15 protein-coding genes are annotated in these 16416 nt (G+C 61.3%); 9 read left to right on the top strand and 6 right to left on the bottom strand.

Annotated elements, in window-relative coordinates:
• Positions 1-204, top strand: a 204-nt coding sequence (locus KY379_RS19130) for a hypothetical protein (RefSeq protein WP_261261838.1), incomplete at its 5' end; no start/stop codon positions are given.
• Between the two features lie 39 nt (positions 205-243).
• Here KY379_RS19130 and ccoM read toward each other — a convergent pair.
• The 4 genes from ccoM to KY379_RS19115 form a co-directional block, all read right to left on the bottom strand.
• The gene (ccoM, locus tag KY379_RS27285; RefSeq protein WP_306466606.1) at positions 244-360 is read right to left on the bottom strand and encodes a cytochrome c oxidase subunit CcoM; all 117 of its coding nucleotides are present in this window, start codon (positions 358-360) and stop codon (positions 244-246) included.
• 134 nt (positions 361-494) lie between these two features.
• Positions 495-656, bottom strand: coding sequence for a hypothetical protein (locus KY379_RS19125; protein WP_165976114.1), 162 nt, complete (start codon positions 654-656; stop codon positions 495-497).
• Between the two features lie 67 nt (positions 657-723).
• Complete coding sequence (locus KY379_RS19120; RefSeq protein WP_133331785.1) at positions 724-1053, bottom strand: aspartate-semialdehyde dehydrogenase; 330 nt, start codon at positions 1051-1053, stop codon at positions 724-726.
• Between the two features lie 101 nt (positions 1054-1154).
• Positions 1155-1850 (bottom strand): M949_RS01915 family surface polysaccharide biosynthesis protein, encoded by a 696-nt coding sequence (locus KY379_RS19115; RefSeq protein WP_261241132.1) that lies wholly within the window; start codon positions 1848-1850, stop codon positions 1155-1157.
• Between the two features lie 130 nt (positions 1851-1980).
• On the opposite strand from KY379_RS19115, the gene rapA reads away from it, so the two are divergent.
• Positions 1981-4827 (top strand): RNA polymerase-associated protein RapA, encoded by a 2847-nt coding sequence (gene rapA / locus KY379_RS19110; RefSeq protein WP_196173001.1) that lies wholly within the window; start codon positions 1981-1983, stop codon positions 4825-4827.
• A gap of 175 nt (positions 4828-5002) precedes the next feature.
• Complete coding sequence (locus KY379_RS19105) at positions 5003-7264, top strand: putative bifunctional diguanylate cyclase/phosphodiesterase (RefSeq protein ID WP_261241133.1); 2262 nt, start codon at positions 5003-5005, stop codon at positions 7262-7264.
• On the opposite strand, the gene KY379_RS19100 is transcribed toward KY379_RS19105, so the two are convergent.
• Positions 7164-8051 (bottom strand): NAD(P)-dependent oxidoreductase, encoded by an 888-nt coding sequence (locus tag KY379_RS19100; RefSeq protein WP_196173003.1) that lies wholly within the window; start codon positions 8049-8051, stop codon positions 7164-7166. The two genes, KY379_RS19105 and KY379_RS19100, sit on opposite strands and share 101 nt — an antisense overlap.
• A gap of 289 nt (positions 8052-8340) precedes the next feature.
• Here KY379_RS19100 and KY379_RS19095 point away from each other — a divergent pair, with 289 nt between their 5' ends.
• Positions 8341-10431: a hypothetical protein gene (locus KY379_RS19095; RefSeq protein WP_397466969.1), complete on the top strand. Its 2091-nt coding sequence runs from the start codon at positions 8341-8343 to the stop codon at positions 10429-10431.
• A gap of 149 nt (positions 10432-10580) precedes the next feature.
• On the opposite strand, the gene KY379_RS19090 is transcribed toward KY379_RS19095, so the two are convergent.
• The gene (locus KY379_RS19090; protein ID WP_261241134.1) at positions 10581-10883 is read right to left on the bottom strand and encodes a DUF2288 domain-containing protein; all 303 of its coding nucleotides are present in this window, start codon (positions 10881-10883) and stop codon (positions 10581-10583) included.
• Between the two features lie 358 nt (positions 10884-11241).
• Between KY379_RS19090 and KY379_RS19085 the strand changes: the two genes are divergently transcribed.
• From KY379_RS19085 to KY379_RS19065, 5 genes are all read left to right on the top strand, one after another.
• Positions 11242-12357 (top strand): branched-chain amino acid ABC transporter substrate-binding protein, encoded by a 1116-nt coding sequence (locus KY379_RS19085; protein ID WP_133331792.1) that lies wholly within the window; start codon positions 11242-11244, stop codon positions 12355-12357.
• Positions 12358-12586: 229 nt separating this feature from the next.
• Positions 12587-13510: a high-affinity branched-chain amino acid ABC transporter permease LivH gene (gene livH / locus KY379_RS19080; RefSeq protein ID WP_133331793.1), complete on the top strand. Its 924-nt coding sequence runs from the start codon at positions 12587-12589 to the stop codon at positions 13508-13510.
• Entirely contained in the window at positions 13507-14763 is a 1257-nt protein-coding gene (locus KY379_RS19075; RefSeq protein ID WP_133331794.1) for a high-affinity branched-chain amino acid ABC transporter permease LivM, read from the top strand. The genes livH and KY379_RS19075 overlap by 4 nt, the downstream gene beginning before the upstream one ends.
• Positions 14760-15527, top strand: coding sequence for a high-affinity branched-chain amino acid ABC transporter ATP-binding protein LivG (gene livG / locus KY379_RS19070; protein ID WP_133331795.1), 768 nt, complete (start codon positions 14760-14762; stop codon positions 15525-15527). Before KY379_RS19075 ends, livG begins: the two co-directional genes overlap by 4 nt.
• A complete protein-coding gene (locus tag KY379_RS19065; RefSeq protein WP_133331796.1) occupies positions 15528-16229 on the top strand; it encodes an ABC transporter ATP-binding protein in 702 nt (233 codons plus the stop codon).
• Positions 16230-16416: the final 187 nt, after the last annotated feature.

Genomic DNA, 16416 nt, shown 5'->3' with positions numbered 1-16416 from the left:
TGCGAAAGCGTACGCCTCGCAGGGTGCCGGGGTGACCATCTCATTAAGGGACCCGCCGTAAAGGCGGAAGGGGCCAGCAGCGCCGCTACACAAAAATGGATCTTCCCCCAGTCTCAACGCCCGCCCCAACCAAACCAAACCAAACCAAACCAAACCAAACCTCAGCAAGCACGAATCCGCGAACAAAAAAAATGGGCGACCTAAGTCGCCCTAAATGCCTTGCGTGCCCGTGAATCCGGAAGATCAGCGCGGTTTGCGCTTACCTGAATCCTTCCAGATGAAAAGTCCTAGACCGGCAAAGAACACCAACATCAACCCGACCGTTACCACACCCGCGATAACCACATTGTCGAAGAACATGTCGGCCTCCCGTTCATGTGCCGTTGTCCGATGGATGCAAGGTATCGAATAACGTCGGGAGAAAAATTGATCGGGATCAATGGTGCCCGGGGCCGGGCACACGAGGCGGGTGCAGGATTGACCTGCGTCAAGGTTCAGCGCTTCTTCGGCTTGCCCTTGGGTTTCTTTTTCTTCGAGGTACCGAGCGGCATCGCCTGCTCAAAGGCCTGCCGCACCTCGTTGAGGCGTTTTTCCTTCAGGTCGTGGATACGCTTGGCGCGTTCGGCATCGAAGTCGATGAGGTTGTCTTGGCTCATGGGTGGGCTCGACGATCAGCTGAGAGATGCATCATGCAGCCAGGCGACGGCCGTGACCAGCCCCGCTTCAGACTTCGATGTCGACCAGCAACCCCTGACGGACATGCTCACCCATCAGCGGCGCGACCGGTACGGTGTTGTCGGCATTGACCTCGTCCCCCGGCACCGCACTGTAGCGTTCCTCGTCAGCCTTGGTGTTGCGCCGCTGTTGTCGGCGCTGCTCGTCGCGCAGCAACAGCGCCTGCTCCTGCGGATCACGCTGGTGCTTGAGATCGATGGCGGTGTCGCCGGAGGCTGGCTGCGCAGGCACCACCGGCTTGATGTCCGGGGTGGGCTTGACCGGGTCTTGCTGAGAGGTAACGGGCACGGCACTGAGCGGAAGGATCGGCGGCAGCATGATGGTTCTCCTGTGCCCACTGTATCGGCCGGCCCACATCCGCCTTGAGCAGCGATGGATGAGGATGTGCGGGCGATCACAGCCCCATGGTTTGAATATCGCTATTCGGCTTCGTCGGTTGACTCGTCCTCGGCAGCAGGGCTGGCCTCGCTCCATGGCCGCTTATAGATCCGCTGCCAGACATCGTTCAGGTGATCGCGCACGTACTGCGGTGCGTTCTTCAGCGAGGCGCTGTCTTCGCGGTCTCCGCCGATCGGCTCCTCGCCGGCGGGGGTTATCAACGACTGGCCGGTAATGGTGTAGCTGTCCTGACCTTCACGCATTTCGATGGCGATATCGTGCGGCTCGATGCCACCTCCGCAGAATGCGTGGCTGGCCACCGTGACCTCGGCGACGCCGCCCTTGTCGAGGTCGGTCACATCGCTGACATCACCATAGAAGTCGACGTCCAGGTCCAGCCCCGGGCAGGAGGTCTCCTGCTCGATCTGCCAACGCGCTTTGAATGCATCGCCGTCGGAGCTGCGTGCGTAGAGGGTCGCCTTGAGCACGACCTTGTCCACGTCCTGCTCGGTCTGCGCATCGACAGCCTGGCCATCGGTGCGGCTCAGCACCAGAACCGCCTCACCGTCACGGTCACGGAAGTGCACGCTCTTGATCGGCGTCTGCACGCCCAGCACTTCCAGTTGCTCGACCGGGACCGGAGCCAGGGTCTGGAAATCCTTCTGCTCGCAGGCGCCCAGCAGCAGGAAGCTGCCCAAGCCCAGGCAGAAGCGAAACGAGCGGCGCTTGAGCGGCATGGCGGTACTGAGCCCTCATGGCAGGACGATATGACGCAATGAAACAGCTAGACTGTGGTCTTCACCACTTTGGTCTGCCCAGCCGATCCGTTAACATAGTCGGCTTTTTCATCGCGGGAGTTCAGGCAGTATGGCGCAGCAGTATCAACCGGGGCAACGCTGGATCAGCGACAGTGAAGCCGAGCTCGGCCTGGGTACCATCCTGGCCCAGGATGGCCGCCTGCTGACCGTGCTCTACCCGGCCACAGGCGACACACGCCAGTACGCCTTGCGCAATGCGCCGCTGACCCGCGTGCGCTTCTCGCCAGGTGACCAGATCACCCATTTCGAGGGCTGGAAGCTGACCGTTCGCGAAGTCGAGGATATCGACGGCCTGATGGTCTATCACGGCCTCGATGGCCAGAACCAACCCCGCACCCTGCCTGAAACCCAGCTGTCCAACTTCATCCAGTTCCGCCTGGCCAGCGACCGCCTGTTCGCCGGACAGATCGACCCGCTGTCCTGGTTCTCGCTGCGCTACAACACCCTGCAACATACCAGCAAGCAGATGCAGTCATCGTTGTGGGGGCTGGGCGGTTGCCGTGCGCAACCGATCGCCCACCAGTTGCACATTGCCCGCGAAGTCGCCGACCGTAGCGCGCCACGGGTACTGTTGGCCGACGAGGTGGGCCTGGGCAAGACCATCGAAGCCGGCCTGGTGATTCACCGCCAACTGCTGTCGGGACGCGCCAGTCGGGTGCTGATCCTGGTACCGGAAAACCTCCAGCACCAATGGTTGGTTGAGATGCGCCGGCGCTTCAACCTGCAGGTCGCGCTGTTCGATGCCGAACGTTTCATCGAGAGCGATGCCAGCAATCCGTTCGAGGATGCCCAACTGGCCCTCGTCGCCCTGGAGTGGCTGGTCGACGATGACAAGGCCCAGGACGCGCTGTTCGCTGCCGGTTGGGACCTGATGGTGGTCGATGAAGCCCACCACCTGGTGTGGCACGAGGAACAGGCCAGCGCCGAGTACGCCCTGGTCGAGCAATTGGCCGAAGTCATTCCTGGCGTGTTACTGCTCACCGCTACCCCTGAACAGCTCGGCCAGGACAGCCACTTCGCGCGCCTGCGCCTGCTCGACCCCAATCGTTTCCATGACCTGGCAGCATTCCGAGCCGAGAGCGAACACTACCGCCCGGTCGCCGAAGCCGTGCAGGAACTGCTCGACGAGGGCCGCCTGTCACCCACCGCCCATGCCACCATCCAGGGGTTCCTGGGCGCCGAGGGCGAAGCCCTGCTGGCTGCGGTCAGCGACGGTGACAGCCAGGCCAGCGCGCGCCTGGTGCGCGAACTGCTCGACCGCCACGGCACCGGCCGCGTGCTGTTCCGCAACACCCGTGCGGCGGTCCAGGGCTTTCCCGAGCGCAACCTGCACCCCTACCCCCTGGCCAACCCTGAGCAGTACCGCGACCTGCCTGCCGGCGAGCACGCCGAGCTGTACCCGGAAGTTGCCTTCCAGGCCCAGGGCGAGAGCAGCGACGAGGAGCGCTGGTGGCGTTTCGACCCGCGCGTCGACTGGTTGATCGACACTCTGAAAATGCTCAAGCGCACCAAGGTCCTGGTGATTTGCGCCCACGCCGAGACCGCCATGGACCTGGAAGACGCTCTGCGCGTGCGTTCGGGCATCCCGGCCACGGTCTTCCACGAGGGCATGAGCATCCTCGAGCGTGACCGCGCTGCGGCCTACTTCGCCGACGAAGAGTTCGGTGCCCAGGTGCTGATCTGCTCCGAAATCGGCAGTGAAGGGCGCAACTTCCAGTTCGCCCACCACTTGGTGATGTTCGACCTGCCGGCTCATCCAGACCTGCTCGAACAGCGTATCGGTCGCCTCGATCGTATTGGCCAGAAACACACCATCGAGTTGCACGTGCCCTACCTGCAGGACAGCCCGCAACAACGCCTGTTCCAGTGGTACCACGATGGCCTCAACGCCTTCCTCAATACCTGCCCGACCGGCAACGCCCTGCAGCACCAGTTCGGCCCGCGTCTGCTGCCGATGCTCGAAGGCGGCGATGACAAGGTCTGGGATGCCCTGGTCGCCGAAGCGCGCGGTGAACGTGAGCGCCTCGAAGCCGAGCTGCACAGTGGCCGCGATCGCCTGCTGGAGCTCAACTCCGGGGGCGCCGGCGAAGGTCAGGCGCTGGTCGAGGCGATCCTCGAGCAGGACGATCAGTTCGCCCTGCCGATCTATATGGAAACCCTGTTCGACGCCTTCGGTATCGATAGCGAAGACCACTCGGAAAACGCCCTGATCCTCAAGCCAAGCGAAAAGATGCTCGATGCCAGCTTCCCGCTCGGCGACGATGAAGGCGTGACCATCACCTACGACCGGGCTCAGGCCCTGTCACGCGAAGACATGCAGTTCCTGACCTGGGAGCACCCGATGGTCCAAGGCGGCATGGACCTCGTGCTGTCCGGTTCGATGGGCAACACCGCCGTTGCACTGATCAAGAACAAGGCCCTCAAACCCGGCACCGTATTGCTCGAGTTGCTGTTCGTCAGCGAGGTGGTGGCGCCACGCAGCCTGCAACTGGGTCGCTACCTGCCGCCTGCGGCGCTGCGTTGCCTGCTCGATGCCAACGGCAATGACCTCGCTGGGCGGGTGGCATTCGAAACGCTCAACGACCAGCTCGAAAGCGTCCCACGGGCCAGCGCCAACAAGTTCGTCCAGGCTCAACGCGATGTGCTGGCCACACGTATCAGCGGCGGTGAGGCGAAGATCATGCCGACCCACGTCGAGCGGGTTGCCGAAGCCCAACGTCGCCTGGCGGCCGAAGCCGATGAGGAACTGGCACGCCTGACCGCGCTCAAGGCGGTCAACCCGAGCGTACGTGACAGCGAAATCGAAGCGTTGCGCAAGCAGCGTGAGGATGGCCTGGCGATGCTGGAAAAAGCCGCCCTGCGCCTGGAAGCGATTCGCGTACTGGTTGCAGGCTGATCCTGCTCACCCCCGCGCCGGGCAACCGTCGCGGGGTATGGCTCGCTTAGAACCACGAGTCAGCAGGAAAATAACCAATTTATATAAAGCATTATGCCATTAGCACGGCACGGTTGATTTTGCCTTCCTATACTGCCTCTGCAACCGTCATGCACCCGCGACGAAGAGGCACTCAATGGAATGGCTGGGACTGCACCTTTTCGCTGAACTCCCGGCCACCGCTCGGCTGATCCTCGATTGTCGCCACGACCCCCTCCTCTTGGTGGTGGCCTACGGTGTCGCTATCGCTGCCTGTTTTGCCACCCTCGACATGGCCGAACGCCAATCCCAAGGCGAGGACCCCAGCGCCCATCGACGCTGGCGGTTACTGGGCGCCTGCTGCCTGGCTGGGGGCGTCTGGGCGATGCATTTCATCAGCATGCTGGCGTTCCAGGCACCTTTGGAAATCCACTACGACGTCTCGTTGACTGGCCTTTCCCTGCTGATCGCACTGCTTGCCGCCTGGCTGGCGATGAACAGTCTGGACCGTCAGCACATGCAGCCACGCCATTTCCTGCAGGGTGCCATTCTCATCGGGCTGGGCATCGTGATCATGCACTTTGTCGGCATGGCCGCGCTGCAGACCAGCGCCCAACAGCATTACCATGCCGGCTTGCTGGTGGCCTGTCTGACTATCGCCATTCTCACCGGCCTCGCCGCACTGCTGATGGCCCGAAGCCTGAGCAAGGGCGATGGCACTCGACACCTACTGCTCAAAATCGGCGCCAGTGTGCTGATAGCCAGCGGCATCGTGGCCACCCATTTCACCGGCATGGCGGCCATGACCCTGGTGCTGCCGGAGAACACACCGTTGAGCCTGGCGTCGACTGACAATCGCCTGCAGTTGGGCCTGACCATCGCCCTGATCGCCTTGCTGGTCAGCGCCAGTAGTCTCAGCGCGGCCTTGGCCGACAAGAAACTGCAAAGCAAAGAGCACGACCTGCGGCGGGTCAACACCCTACTCAACCAACTGGACCAGGCTCGTGCCCAGTTGCAGCAAGCGGCTCACTATGACGCTCTGACCAACCTCCTCAACCGCCGGGGGTTCAACCAGGTGTTCGCCGAATACCTGGCCGAAAAGGCCAGCGACGGCAATCGTATGGCAGTGATGTTTCTCGACATCGACCATTTCAAGCGCATCAACGACAGCCTCGGTCACGCCGCCGGTGACGAACTGCTGAAGGTGATCGCCGACCACATCAAGGCCGCCACGCGCAATCAGGACCTGGTGGCACGCCTGGGTGGCGACGAGTTCTGCGTGGTTACCCGCCTCAAGGGTCGAGACGAAGCCCGGCACCTGGCGCAGCGCATCATGCAACGGATGAAGGATCCCATCGACCTGGGTGGCCGGCGCATGGTCATGACCACCAGCATCGGCATCAGTATGTACCCCGACGATGGCCAGACCGCGCTTGAGCTGCTCAAGCATGCTGACCTCGCGCTGTACCAGTCCAAGGGTGCGGGACGCAACAGCCTGAACTTCTTCGACAGCGGCCTGCGCAGTCGCGCCAGCCTGGAACTGCAACTGGAAGAGGAACTACGTGTTGCCCTGCTTGAAGAACGCGGTCTGTGCGTGCACTACCAGCCGATCTACAGCCTGGCCACCGGCCAGGTCGCCAAGTTCGAGGCGCTGGTGCGCTGGCAACATCCGCAGCACGGACTGCTCGGACCTGACCGTTTCATTGGCATCGCCGAGGCCAACGGCCTGATCGCCGACCTTGACCTGTGGGTACTGCGGCGCGCCTGCGAAGACTTGGCCCAACTCGTCGACCAGGGCTATACCGAGCTCAAGGTCACGGTCAATTGCTCGGCTCTGACCTTGGGCCACGACACATTGGCCAGCGATGTGCAGATGGCGCTGCTGCAGGCTGGCCTGGGCGCCCAGCATCTGGAGCTGGAGGTCACGGAAAACGCCCTGATGGGCGATATCGTGCGGACCATCAACCTGCTCAAACGCATCCGCGTGATGGGCGTGGGGCTGTCGATCGACGATTTCGGCACCGGCTATTCGTCATTGGCGTATCTCAAGCGCCTGCCGCTGGACGTACTGAAGATCGACCGTTCGTTTCTTCAGGACGTACCAGACAATCAGAAGGACCGCGAGATCGTCCAGGCCATCATCATCATGGCTCATACCCTGCACTTGAAAGTGGTCAGCGAGGGCGTCGAGACCCTTGCTCAGCATGCCTTTCTCGCCGACCACGGCTGTGACTACCTGCAGGGTTACCTGCTCAGCCGACCACTGCCCTTGGCCGAACTACGGCCGTTTCTCGAGTCGATCGAGCGCCAAGATCCGTTCACTGCGGGTCGCGGTACAACCCCACCAGGGTCGCCGGGTCTTTCTCCAGGTAGCCCTGGCTGCCGTGCAAACGCATCAGTTGCGCAGCAAGGCCGCTGATCGGTGTCGCCGAGCCCTGCTCACGGGAAAACTTCACGGCGCTATCCAGGTCCTTGAGCAAGGTGCGCACATGCCACTTGATCGGTTCGAAGCGGCTTTCGGCCATCTGAGGGGCGAGAATCTGCAGCGGCCTGGAGTCAGCGAAACCACCTGCCAACGCCTCGGCGATCTGGCTCGCATCCACCCCGGAGCGCTCGGCCAGCGCCACCACCTCGGCGATCACCAACGCATTGCAGGCCACGATCATCTGGTTGCAGGCCTTGGTCACCTGCCCTGCGCCCACCCCTCCCATGTGCGTCACCCGCTGGCCAAGCACCTCCAGCACCGGGCGTGCCCGGGCCAGGTCGCCCGCCTCGCCACCGACCATGATCGCCAAGCTGCCGGCCTCGGCACCGGCAGTACCGCCTGACACGGGCGCGTCCACCCAAGCCATGCCGCAGAGGACGGCCAGTTCTGCGGCCATTTCCCGAGTCGCGGTCGGCTCCAGGCTTGAGAGGTCCACCAGCAACTGCCCACTGCGCCCACCCCGGGCCACGCCCTGCTCACCGAACACAACCTCCCGTACCACTGCCGTGTCGGCCAGGCACAGCAGCACCATGTCGCTGTCGCGGCTCAGCTCGGCCGGGCTGCCGGCCAGACGGGCGCCGGCGGCCACCAGCGCGGCGCATTTCTCCGGGCTGCGGTTCCATACAGTCAGGGGATAACCGGCGGCCAACAGCCGGCGGCACATCGGCAAGCCCATCAGACCGATCCCGGCGAACCCCAGTGAAGGCAGTGCAGTACTCATGAACGACTCCAGTCAGAAGATTAAAGAAGCGCGGCTTTTTGACGATGCAATGCCGGTGCGATGGAAAAGACTTAGAAAGAAGTCAGGCAAACCCCTATCGCGTCCGTGAAAGGCGCACTGCTACAGTCGCCGAGTTATCCATGATGGCCAGATGACACCCTGTCCGACAGCCAACCACCCAGGCAAATGGCGCACTATGACCTCTAAGAACATTTCTGCCAATGCGCTCTCCGAGTCGTCGGTTCCGTTCACCTCGCCCAGCACTGGCACTGTGACGCAAGCACTGCCCATGCGCGCCAACCAGCCGGGGCAGTACCTGTATTTCACCGAACCGGATATCCAGCGCATCCTCGACAACCTCGACGGCCTGCGCGACATGGTATTCCCGCAGAACCTGCACATCGAAGACGAAAGCCAGCTGCGCCTGGAGCAGCAGTTTCCCTCGGTGTGCCTGATCGGCCTCGGCCGGTGTGGCTCGAACATCGCGTTGGACGTGGCCGAGTTGGTCTACAACGCCCGCACCTTCTTCCTCAACGAGTTCAACAACGAGGATCGCAACCGCGCCGAATCCGGATACAGCCCTGCACGCTGGATCAGACAGAACCTGCGACTGGTGCAGAACAAGGGCGTCAAACCGGTGTTTCTGGTCGAGCCCCTGGTGATGCTGGGTGACCTGGACAAGGATATCGCCGGGCGCATCCGTTTCTCGCGCAAAGGGGAACGCGGTGGTTTTTTGCGCGACTACAGCAAGATGAAGATCATGGACCTGTCCGAGGTGCATGCCGGAGGCGCCGGTAACGCCCCGATTCTCGGCCAGTACCTGGCCAAGATCATCCTCAACAAGGACACCCAGCGGTTCTCCAGCAGCGACTGGAAATTGATTCACTCGTACCTGATCGACTCCTGCGGCATCAAGGCCAACCAGTCGCGCCTGTATTTCTACATCTTCAGTGCCGGCGGCGGCACGGGCTCGGGCATGGCCTCGGAATTCGGTCTGGCCCAGCAGTACTCCTACATGAACAAGACCTTCGACACCAAGCCAGTCGAGGAAAACGATGGCAAGAGCGGGCATTCTTTCGTTTTCGAGCCGATCTTCACCAGCGGTATCTGCGTGCTACCCAATGCCTCGGACCACCGCAGCGAGATGTCCGAAGCACTGCACATCAACGCCGGGCGGCTGCTGTGCAAATACCTGTCTGAAGAGTGGGACTTCTCCTACAACTTCGACAACGAAGACAGCAGCGAAGCCAGTGTGATGGGGCGCATCCGACCTTGGAACGCGATGATGCTGATCTCCAACGACATCATGCGTTACGCCGAGGAAAGCGACGACGGCACGATCCACAATATCGACGTCAACGCCATGGAAAAACACGCCAACCAGTACATTTCCCAGCAGATCTTCAACATTCTCACCGCCCAGGCGGTGACCACCGATTACGACCAGAACTATTTCCGACGTGCAGGCATCGACATCGGCGAAACCATTCGCCTGGATGCCAACGACCTGTTCATGAGTCTGGCCGGCCCGGTGGCCATTGCCTATGCCGAGTCGGTGGTGCCGGAGATTCCAGCGCAGGGTTCGGACAAGTTCAAGGTATTCGAACGAGAGATGCCACGCCTGGACATCGACGACCTGTTCCTGCGTTCGATCGATCTACCGCACTTCAACAAGCAGACCCAGGCAATCGAAGGCATCAGCTTGCTGCCGATCGAGTCGCGTCGCTACCGCGCAGCCCTGGAGCAGTACAAGGCGTCAGGCTATGACGCTGCCGCCCTGCACGACCTGCATTTCTTCAAGAATTGCTCCTCGGTGGTGTCGATCGTCTCGCTGCCCAAGGATTACAAGCTGTCGTACATGGACCTGAACCGCTTGAAGACGCACCTCAACAGCCTGTTCCCCAACACCACGCTCAAGCGCTACGCGTTGGTCATCGGCGCCTCGGCGAATCTTTCGCTGACAACACTGATCGCCAAGAGCCCGTGCCTGTCGGACGACTTCCTGACGCTGATCGTGGCGTTCATCAAGCGCTGCTTCGCACGCACGCCCTACCGCTTCGATGACACCCTGGACAACGCCATTCTCGAGTTCATCACCAGCGAGCACTTCGATGAAGCTCGCATCGACGACCTGCTCAACGAGTTCGAGAACCCGGCCAAGATCCTCGATACCAATTGGTACGCGATCAAGCCGATGTACGAGAAGAAGTACCGGGAACTGATCAACGACAAGAGCCGCTTCGTGTCGATCAACGACATCCGTCTGTCACGCGAATGCGTGAAGAAAGCGGTCAAGTACCTGCGCGAGATCTTCCGCCACCGCATCGGCAAAACCCGGGTGATTTCCCTGAACAACCATACCGGACGGGTCGACTACTGAAAGCCTGGGGCTGCGGGCAGCCCCATTACGCATGCCGTAAACTGTTACCGCCACGCCGAATTGTTACCGGGCTCCACCCCTCTTGAGCGCTATCAAGCACCGAAATGGGGCAGATGCACATTTTCGCGCAGCGCTCACGGCGCCTTGGCTCAAGCGGTCTTCGCCTGAATCACGATGAACGGCGAGACCACCACCGCCCAGATCTCTGGATCGCGGGTTTGCAGGTCGAGCGCCTGCTCCGCGGTGACCGGCCCGACAGTGCCAGCATCGCGCCACTTGGCGAAGATCTCGCTGCGATTCTCGGCCATCACCTCAGCAACCTCGATGAGATCCAGGGAAGGGTCGACCCAAATCAGGTCGCCTTTGGCCCAGAAACGCTCCAGTGCCTTCCACTCGATGGTGGCCGTCTCGCCAAGCAACTTGGCATAGAGGGTGCTTGTTTGATCAGTCATGGGTTGTCTACCGCAGAAATCCGCCAATGAAAGGGTCGGCATTTTTGCAGAAAAACCCGGTTTCAAATATGTAATTTGGTCGATCGGCCCCGATTTTGTGGGCCGCTGCAAAAGTTAAAGGCAAATTGATGGCGCCTTTTCATATCTTTGTGTCGATCAAGCGACAAGCCCGGAACTTGGCACTTTTAGCCCGCTTTTCAAGGGCTCGAAGACGGCTCTACACTGTACCGGTACAGTTCCGGGACCTGTTTCGGGAAAGTCGGGTATGCGGCATGGCGTGGCCACTGTCGATATCCCGATCGGTCTGTAGACCTGGCTGCCAGGACTCTAAGAATTACAACAGAATGAGTGGAGCATTATGATCAAGATTTCCAAGCTGTTCGCCGCAATGGTACTGGCCGGAGTCGCCAGCCATTCGTTTGCCGCCGATACCATCAAGATCGGCATCGCCGGCCCCAAGACAGGGCCTGTGACCCAGTACGGCGACATGCAGTTCATCGGTGCCAAGCAGGCCATCAAGGACATCAACGCCAAGGGCGGCGTAGACGGCAAGAAACTCGAAGCCGTTGAATACGACGACGCTTGCGACCCTAAACAGGCCGTGGCGGTCGCCAACAAAGTGGTCAACGACGGCGTCAAGTTCGTCATCGGCCACCTGTGCTCCAGCTCTACCCAGCCAGCATCCGACATCTACGAAGACGAAGGCGTGATCATGATCACCCCGGCGGCCACCTCGCCGGAAATCACTGCCCGTGGCTACAAACTGATCTTCCGCACCATCGGTCTGGACAGTGCCCAGGGCCCAGCGGCCGGCAACTACATCGCCGACTTCGTCAAGCCGAAGGTCGTCGCCGTTCTGCACGACAAGCAGCAGTACGGTGAAGGCATCGCCACGGCGGTCAAGCAGACCCTCGAGAAGAAAGGCACCAAGGTTGCCGTCTTCGAAGGCCTGAACGCCGGTGACAAGGACTTCTCCTCGATCATCCAGAAGCTCAAGCAGAACAATGTCGACTTCGTCTACTACGGCGGCTATCACCCGGAGCTGGGCCTGATCCTGCGCCAAGCCCAGGAAAAAGGTCTGAAAGCCAAGTTCATGGGCCCTGAGGGCGTGGGTAACGACTCGATCTCGCAGATCGCCCAGAATGCCTCCGAAGGCCTGCTGGTCACCCTGCCGAAGTCGTTCGACGCCGACCCAGAGAACAAGGCCATCGTCGATGCCATCAAGGCCGACGGCAAGGACCCAAGCGGCCCGTTCGTGTTCCCGGCCTACTCGGCGGTGGAACTGATCGCCAAAGGTATCGAAGCGGCCAAGTCCGAGGACACCGACAAGGTCGCCGAGGCGATCCATGCCGGCACCTTCAAGACCCCGACCGGCAACCTGTCGTTCGACGAGAAAGGCGACCTGAAGGACTTCAAGTTCGTTGTCTACGAATGGCACTTCGGCAAGCCGAAGACCGAAGTATCCCCTCAGTAACTGCGTGACTAATAGCTGACCGAGAAGCCCACTGTGCGAGCAGTGGGCTTTGTTTTACGAGGTTCATGGACCTGCGCCCGCGATCCGGGAGCCGGTTCACCTGAAAATCTTAAAACCGTCACCCGCGGTTTCCTGGCCGTGCCCTGCCATCGTTGCAAAGACCACGAGGCAGCCCACAGGGGTCACCCCCCGCCAGTGAAATGCAAATCAGGTTTTTAGGAGCGCTGTAATGCCTGAGATCTACCATTTCTTCCAACAACTGGTTAATGGATTGACCATCGGCAGCACCTACGCCTTGATCGCCATCGGCTATACGATGGTGTACGGCATCATCGGCATGATCAACTTCGCCCACGGCGAGGTGTACATGATCGGTTCCTACGTGGCTTTCATCGCCCTCGCCGGCCTGGCCATGATGGGTATCCACTCATTGCCGATCCTCATGACGGTCGCGTTCGTCGCGACGATCTTCGTCACCAGTGCCTACGGCTACAGCATCGAACGAGTTGCCTACCGCCCCTTGCGCAACAGCAATCGTCTGATCCCGCTGATCTCCGCCATCGGCATGTCGATCTTCCTGCAGAATACCGTTCTGCTTTCGCAGGACTCCAAGGACAAATCCATCCCCAACCTGATCCCGGGAAGCTTCTCCTTCGGCCCGGGCGGCGCGGAGGAAGTGCTGGTGTCCTACATGCAGATCCTGGTGTTCGTGGTCACCCTGGTGGCCATGACCTGCCTGACCCTGTTCATCTCCCGGTCCCGTCTGGGGCGCGCGTGCCGTGCCTGTGCCGAGGACATCAAGATGGCCAACCTGCTGGGCATCAACACCAACAACATCATCGCCCTGACCTTCGTCATCGGCGCCGCGCTGGCGGCGGTGGCTGCTGTGCTGCTGAGCATGCAGTACGGCGTGATCAACCCCAACGCCGGCTTCCTGGTGGGCCTCAAGGCCTTCACCGCGGCGGTATTGGGCGGCATCGGCAGCATCCCGGGCGCCATGCTCGGCGGGCTGGTGCTGGGCGTGGCCGAAGCGTTCGGCGCCGACGTCTTCGGCGACCAGTACAAGGATGTAGTGGCCTTCGGTCTTTTGGTTCTTGTCCTGCTGTTCCGGCCGACCGGCATCCTGGGCCGTCCGGAGGTTGAAAAAGTATGAACAGAAATCTTAAACAGGCGTTCTTCAGCGCCTTGCTGGTCTGGGCTGTGGCGTTTCCGGTGCTGGGTCTGAAACTGAGCATCGACGGCATCAGCCTGGTGGTGCACAGCCAGGGCTCCTTCACCATCGGCATCATCGCCGTGTGTTCGCTGCTGATGTTCCTGCGGGTATTGTTCGACCGCCAATGGAGCGCGGTGATGGGCCGCCGCTCGGATCGCAAGCTGATCCCGCCGGCGGTGTCCAACTATCTGACTCTGCCGAAAACCCAGCGCTATGTGATCATCGGCCTGATCGTCGCAGCACTGGTGTGGCCGTTCTTCGGCTCGCGCGGGGCGGTCGACATCGCCACCTTGATCCTGATCTACGTGCTGCTGGGCCTGGGCCTGAACATCGTGGTCGGTCTGGCGGGCCTGCTCGACCTGGGTTATGTCGGCTTCTATGCCGTCGGCGCCTACAGCTACGCGATGCTCTCGCATTACCTGGGTTGGAGCTTCTGGGTCTGCCTGCCGATCGCCGGCCTGATGGCCGCCACGTTCGGCTTCCTGCTCGGCTTCCCGGTGCTGCGTCTGCGCGGTGACTACCTGGCGATCGTGACCCTCGGCTTCGGCGAGATCATCCGTCTGTTCCTGCGTAACCTCACCGACTGGACCGGCGGTCCCAACGGCATCAGCAACATCCCCAAGCCAGAGCTGTTCGGCCTGACCTTCGAGCGCCGTGCTGCAGAAGGGATGCAGACCTTCCATGAGTTCTTCGGGCTGCAGTACAACTCGATCAACAAGGTCATCTTCCTCTACCTGGTGGCCCTGCTGCTGGCCCTGCTGGCGCTGTTCGTGATCAACCGGCTGCTGCGCATGCCGATCGGTCGCGCCTGGGAAGCCTTGCGCGAAGACGAGATCGCCTGCCGCGCATTGGGCCTGAACCCTACCGTGATCAAGCTCTCGGCATTCACCCTGGGCGCCTGCTTCGCCGGTTTCGCCGGCAGCTTCTTCGCCGCGCGCCAGGGCCTGGTGACGCCGGAGTCGTTCACCTTCATCGAGTCGGCGATCATCCTCGCCATCGTCGTGCTCGGCGGCATGGGTTCGCAACTGGGCGTGATTCTCGCGGCCATCGTGATGATCCTGCTGCCAGAGCTGATGCGTGAGTTCAGCGAATACCGGATGCTGATGTTCGGTGCGCTGATGGTGTTGATGATGATCTGGCGTCCGCAAGGCCTGCTGCCTATGCAACGTCCCCATATGGAGCTGCGTCGATGAGCCGCGAAATTCTGCAAGTCAGCGGCCTGAGCATGCGCTTCGGCGGCTTGTTGGCGGTCAACGGCGTGGGCCTGACCGTCAAGGAAAAACAGGTGGTCGCGCTGATCGGCCCGAACGGCGCCGGCAAGACCACGGTGTTCAACTGCCTGACCGGCTTCTACAAGCCCAGCGGCGGTACCATCCTGCTCGATGGTCAACCGATCCAGGGGCTGGCCGGCCACCAGATCGCCCGCAAAGGCGTGGTACGGACTTTCCAGAACGTACGCCTGTTCAAGGAAATGACCGCGGTGGAGAACCTGCTGATCGCCCAGCACCGCCACCTGAACACCAACTTCTTCGCCGGCCTGTTCAAGACCCCGGGCTTTCGCCGCAGCGAGAAGGAAGCGATGGAGCGCGCCCAGTATTGGCTGGAGAAGGTCAACCTGACCGAGTTCGCCAACCGCACCGCCGGTACCCTCGCCTATGGCCAGCAGCGCCGCCTGGAAATCGCCCGCTGCATGATGACCCAACCGCGCATCATCATGCTCGACGAACCGGCTGCCGGCCTGAACCCGAAGGAGACGGAAGACCTCAAGGCTCTGATCGCCTACCTGCGTGAATCCCATGACGTCACCGTGCTGCTGATCGAGCACGACATGAAGCTGGTGATGAGCATTTCCGACCATATCGTCGTCATCAACCAGGGCACGCCCCTGGCCGACGGCACACCGGAGCAGATTCGCGACAATCCTGATGTGATCAAGGCTTACCTGGGGGAAGCGTAAATGCTGAAGTTCGAGAACGTTTCCACTTTCTACGGCAAGATCCAGGCGCTGCACAGCGTCAACGTGGAAATCAACCAGGGCGAGATCGTCACCCTGATCGGCGCCAATGGTGCCGGCAAGTCGACCCTGCTGATGACCCTCTGTGGTTCGCCGCAGGCGCACAGTGGCAGCATCAAGTACCTGGGTGAAGAACTGGTCGGTCAGCCCTCCTCGCACATCATGCGCAAGAGCATCGCCGTGGTTCCCGAGGGCCGCCGCGTGTTCGCCCGCCTGACCGTCGAAGAGAACCTGGCCATGGGTGGGTTCTTCACCGACAAGGGCGACTACCAGGAGCAACTGGACAAGGTCCTGCAGCTGTTCCCGCGGCTGAAGGAACGTTATCTGCAACGTGGCGGCACCATGTCCGGCGGTGAGCAACAGATGCTGGCCATCGGCCGCGCGCTGATGAGCAAACCCAAGTTGCTTCTGCTCGACGAACCGTCGCTGGGACTGGCGCCGATCATCATCCAGCAGATCTTCGACATCATCGAACAGTTGCGCCGCGATGGCGTGACGGTGTTCCTGGTGGAGCAGAACGCCAACCAGGCGTTGAAGATCGCCGACCGGGCCTATGTGCTGGAGAATGGCAAGGTGGTGATGCAGGGCACTGGCGAGGCCTTGCTGACCGATCCGAAAGTGCGCGACGCGTACCTGGGCGGTTGATGTGAAAAAGGCCTTCGGGCCTTTTTTTAATGTCTGTCGTAAGGTATTTGGCGTCTGTGAGATCGAGCGCCGCTGCACTTGCGAAGCGAACACCAGGACAAAAAGCGAAAAGGGCTACAGGACCAGTGCACTCAACCGAGAACTTGTGATCGGCGCCCAGCCTGAGTAACGTGGCCAGCTCTTTCGC

This window comes from Pseudomonas sp. HD6422 (assembly GCF_025377065.1).
In the GTDB taxonomy this organism is placed as follows: Bacteria; Pseudomonadota; Gammaproteobacteria; order Pseudomonadales; family Pseudomonadaceae; genus Aquipseudomonas; species Aquipseudomonas putida_U.
This window is presented reverse-complemented; position numbering and strand designations above follow the sequence as displayed.

What these genes read in the sequence shown, in the direction of transcription:
- KY379_RS19125 (WP_165976114.1), bottom strand. Translation starts at nt 656, where the DNA reads ATGAGCCAAGACAACCTCATCGACTTCGATGCCGAACGCGCCAAGCGT.
- livG (WP_133331795.1), top strand. Translation starts at nt 14,760, where the DNA reads ATGAGCCGCGAAATTCTGCAAGTCAGCGGCCTGAGCATGCGCTTCGGC.
- KY379_RS19100 (WP_196173003.1), bottom strand. Translation starts at nt 8,051, where the DNA reads ATGAGTACTGCACTGCCTTCACTGGGGTTCGCCGGGATCGGTCTGATG.
- KY379_RS19120 (WP_133331785.1), bottom strand. Translation starts at nt 1,053, where the DNA reads ATGCTGCCGCCGATCCTTCCGCTCAGTGCCGTGCCCGTTACCTCTCAG.
- KY379_RS19115 (WP_261241132.1), bottom strand. Translation starts at nt 1,850, where the DNA reads ATGCCGCTCAAGCGCCGCTCGTTTCGCTTCTGCCTGGGCTTGGGCAGC.
- KY379_RS19105 (WP_261241133.1), top strand. Translation starts at nt 5,003, where the DNA reads ATGGAATGGCTGGGACTGCACCTTTTCGCTGAACTCCCGGCCACCGCT.
- KY379_RS19065 (WP_133331796.1), top strand. Translation starts at nt 15,528, where the DNA reads ATGCTGAAGTTCGAGAACGTTTCCACTTTCTACGGCAAGATCCAGGCG.
- KY379_RS19095 (WP_397466969.1), top strand. Translation starts at nt 8,341, where the DNA reads ATGCGCGCCAACCAGCCGGGGCAGTACCTGTATTTCACCGAACCGGAT.
- KY379_RS19075 (WP_133331794.1), top strand. Translation starts at nt 13,507, where the DNA reads ATGAACAGAAATCTTAAACAGGCGTTCTTCAGCGCCTTGCTGGTCTGG.
- ccoM (WP_306466606.1), bottom strand. Translation starts at nt 360, where the DNA reads ATGTTCTTCGACAATGTGGTTATCGCGGGTGTGGTAACGGTCGGGTTG.
- livH (WP_133331793.1), top strand. Translation starts at nt 12,587, where the DNA reads ATGCCTGAGATCTACCATTTCTTCCAACAACTGGTTAATGGATTGACC.
- KY379_RS19085 (WP_133331792.1), top strand. Translation starts at nt 11,242, where the DNA reads ATGATCAAGATTTCCAAGCTGTTCGCCGCAATGGTACTGGCCGGAGTC.
- KY379_RS19090 (WP_261241134.1), bottom strand. Translation starts at nt 10,883, where the DNA reads ATGACTGATCAAACAAGCACCCTCTATGCCAAGTTGCTTGGCGAGACG.
- rapA (WP_196173001.1), top strand. Translation starts at nt 1,981, where the DNA reads ATGGCGCAGCAGTATCAACCGGGGCAACGCTGGATCAGCGACAGTGAA.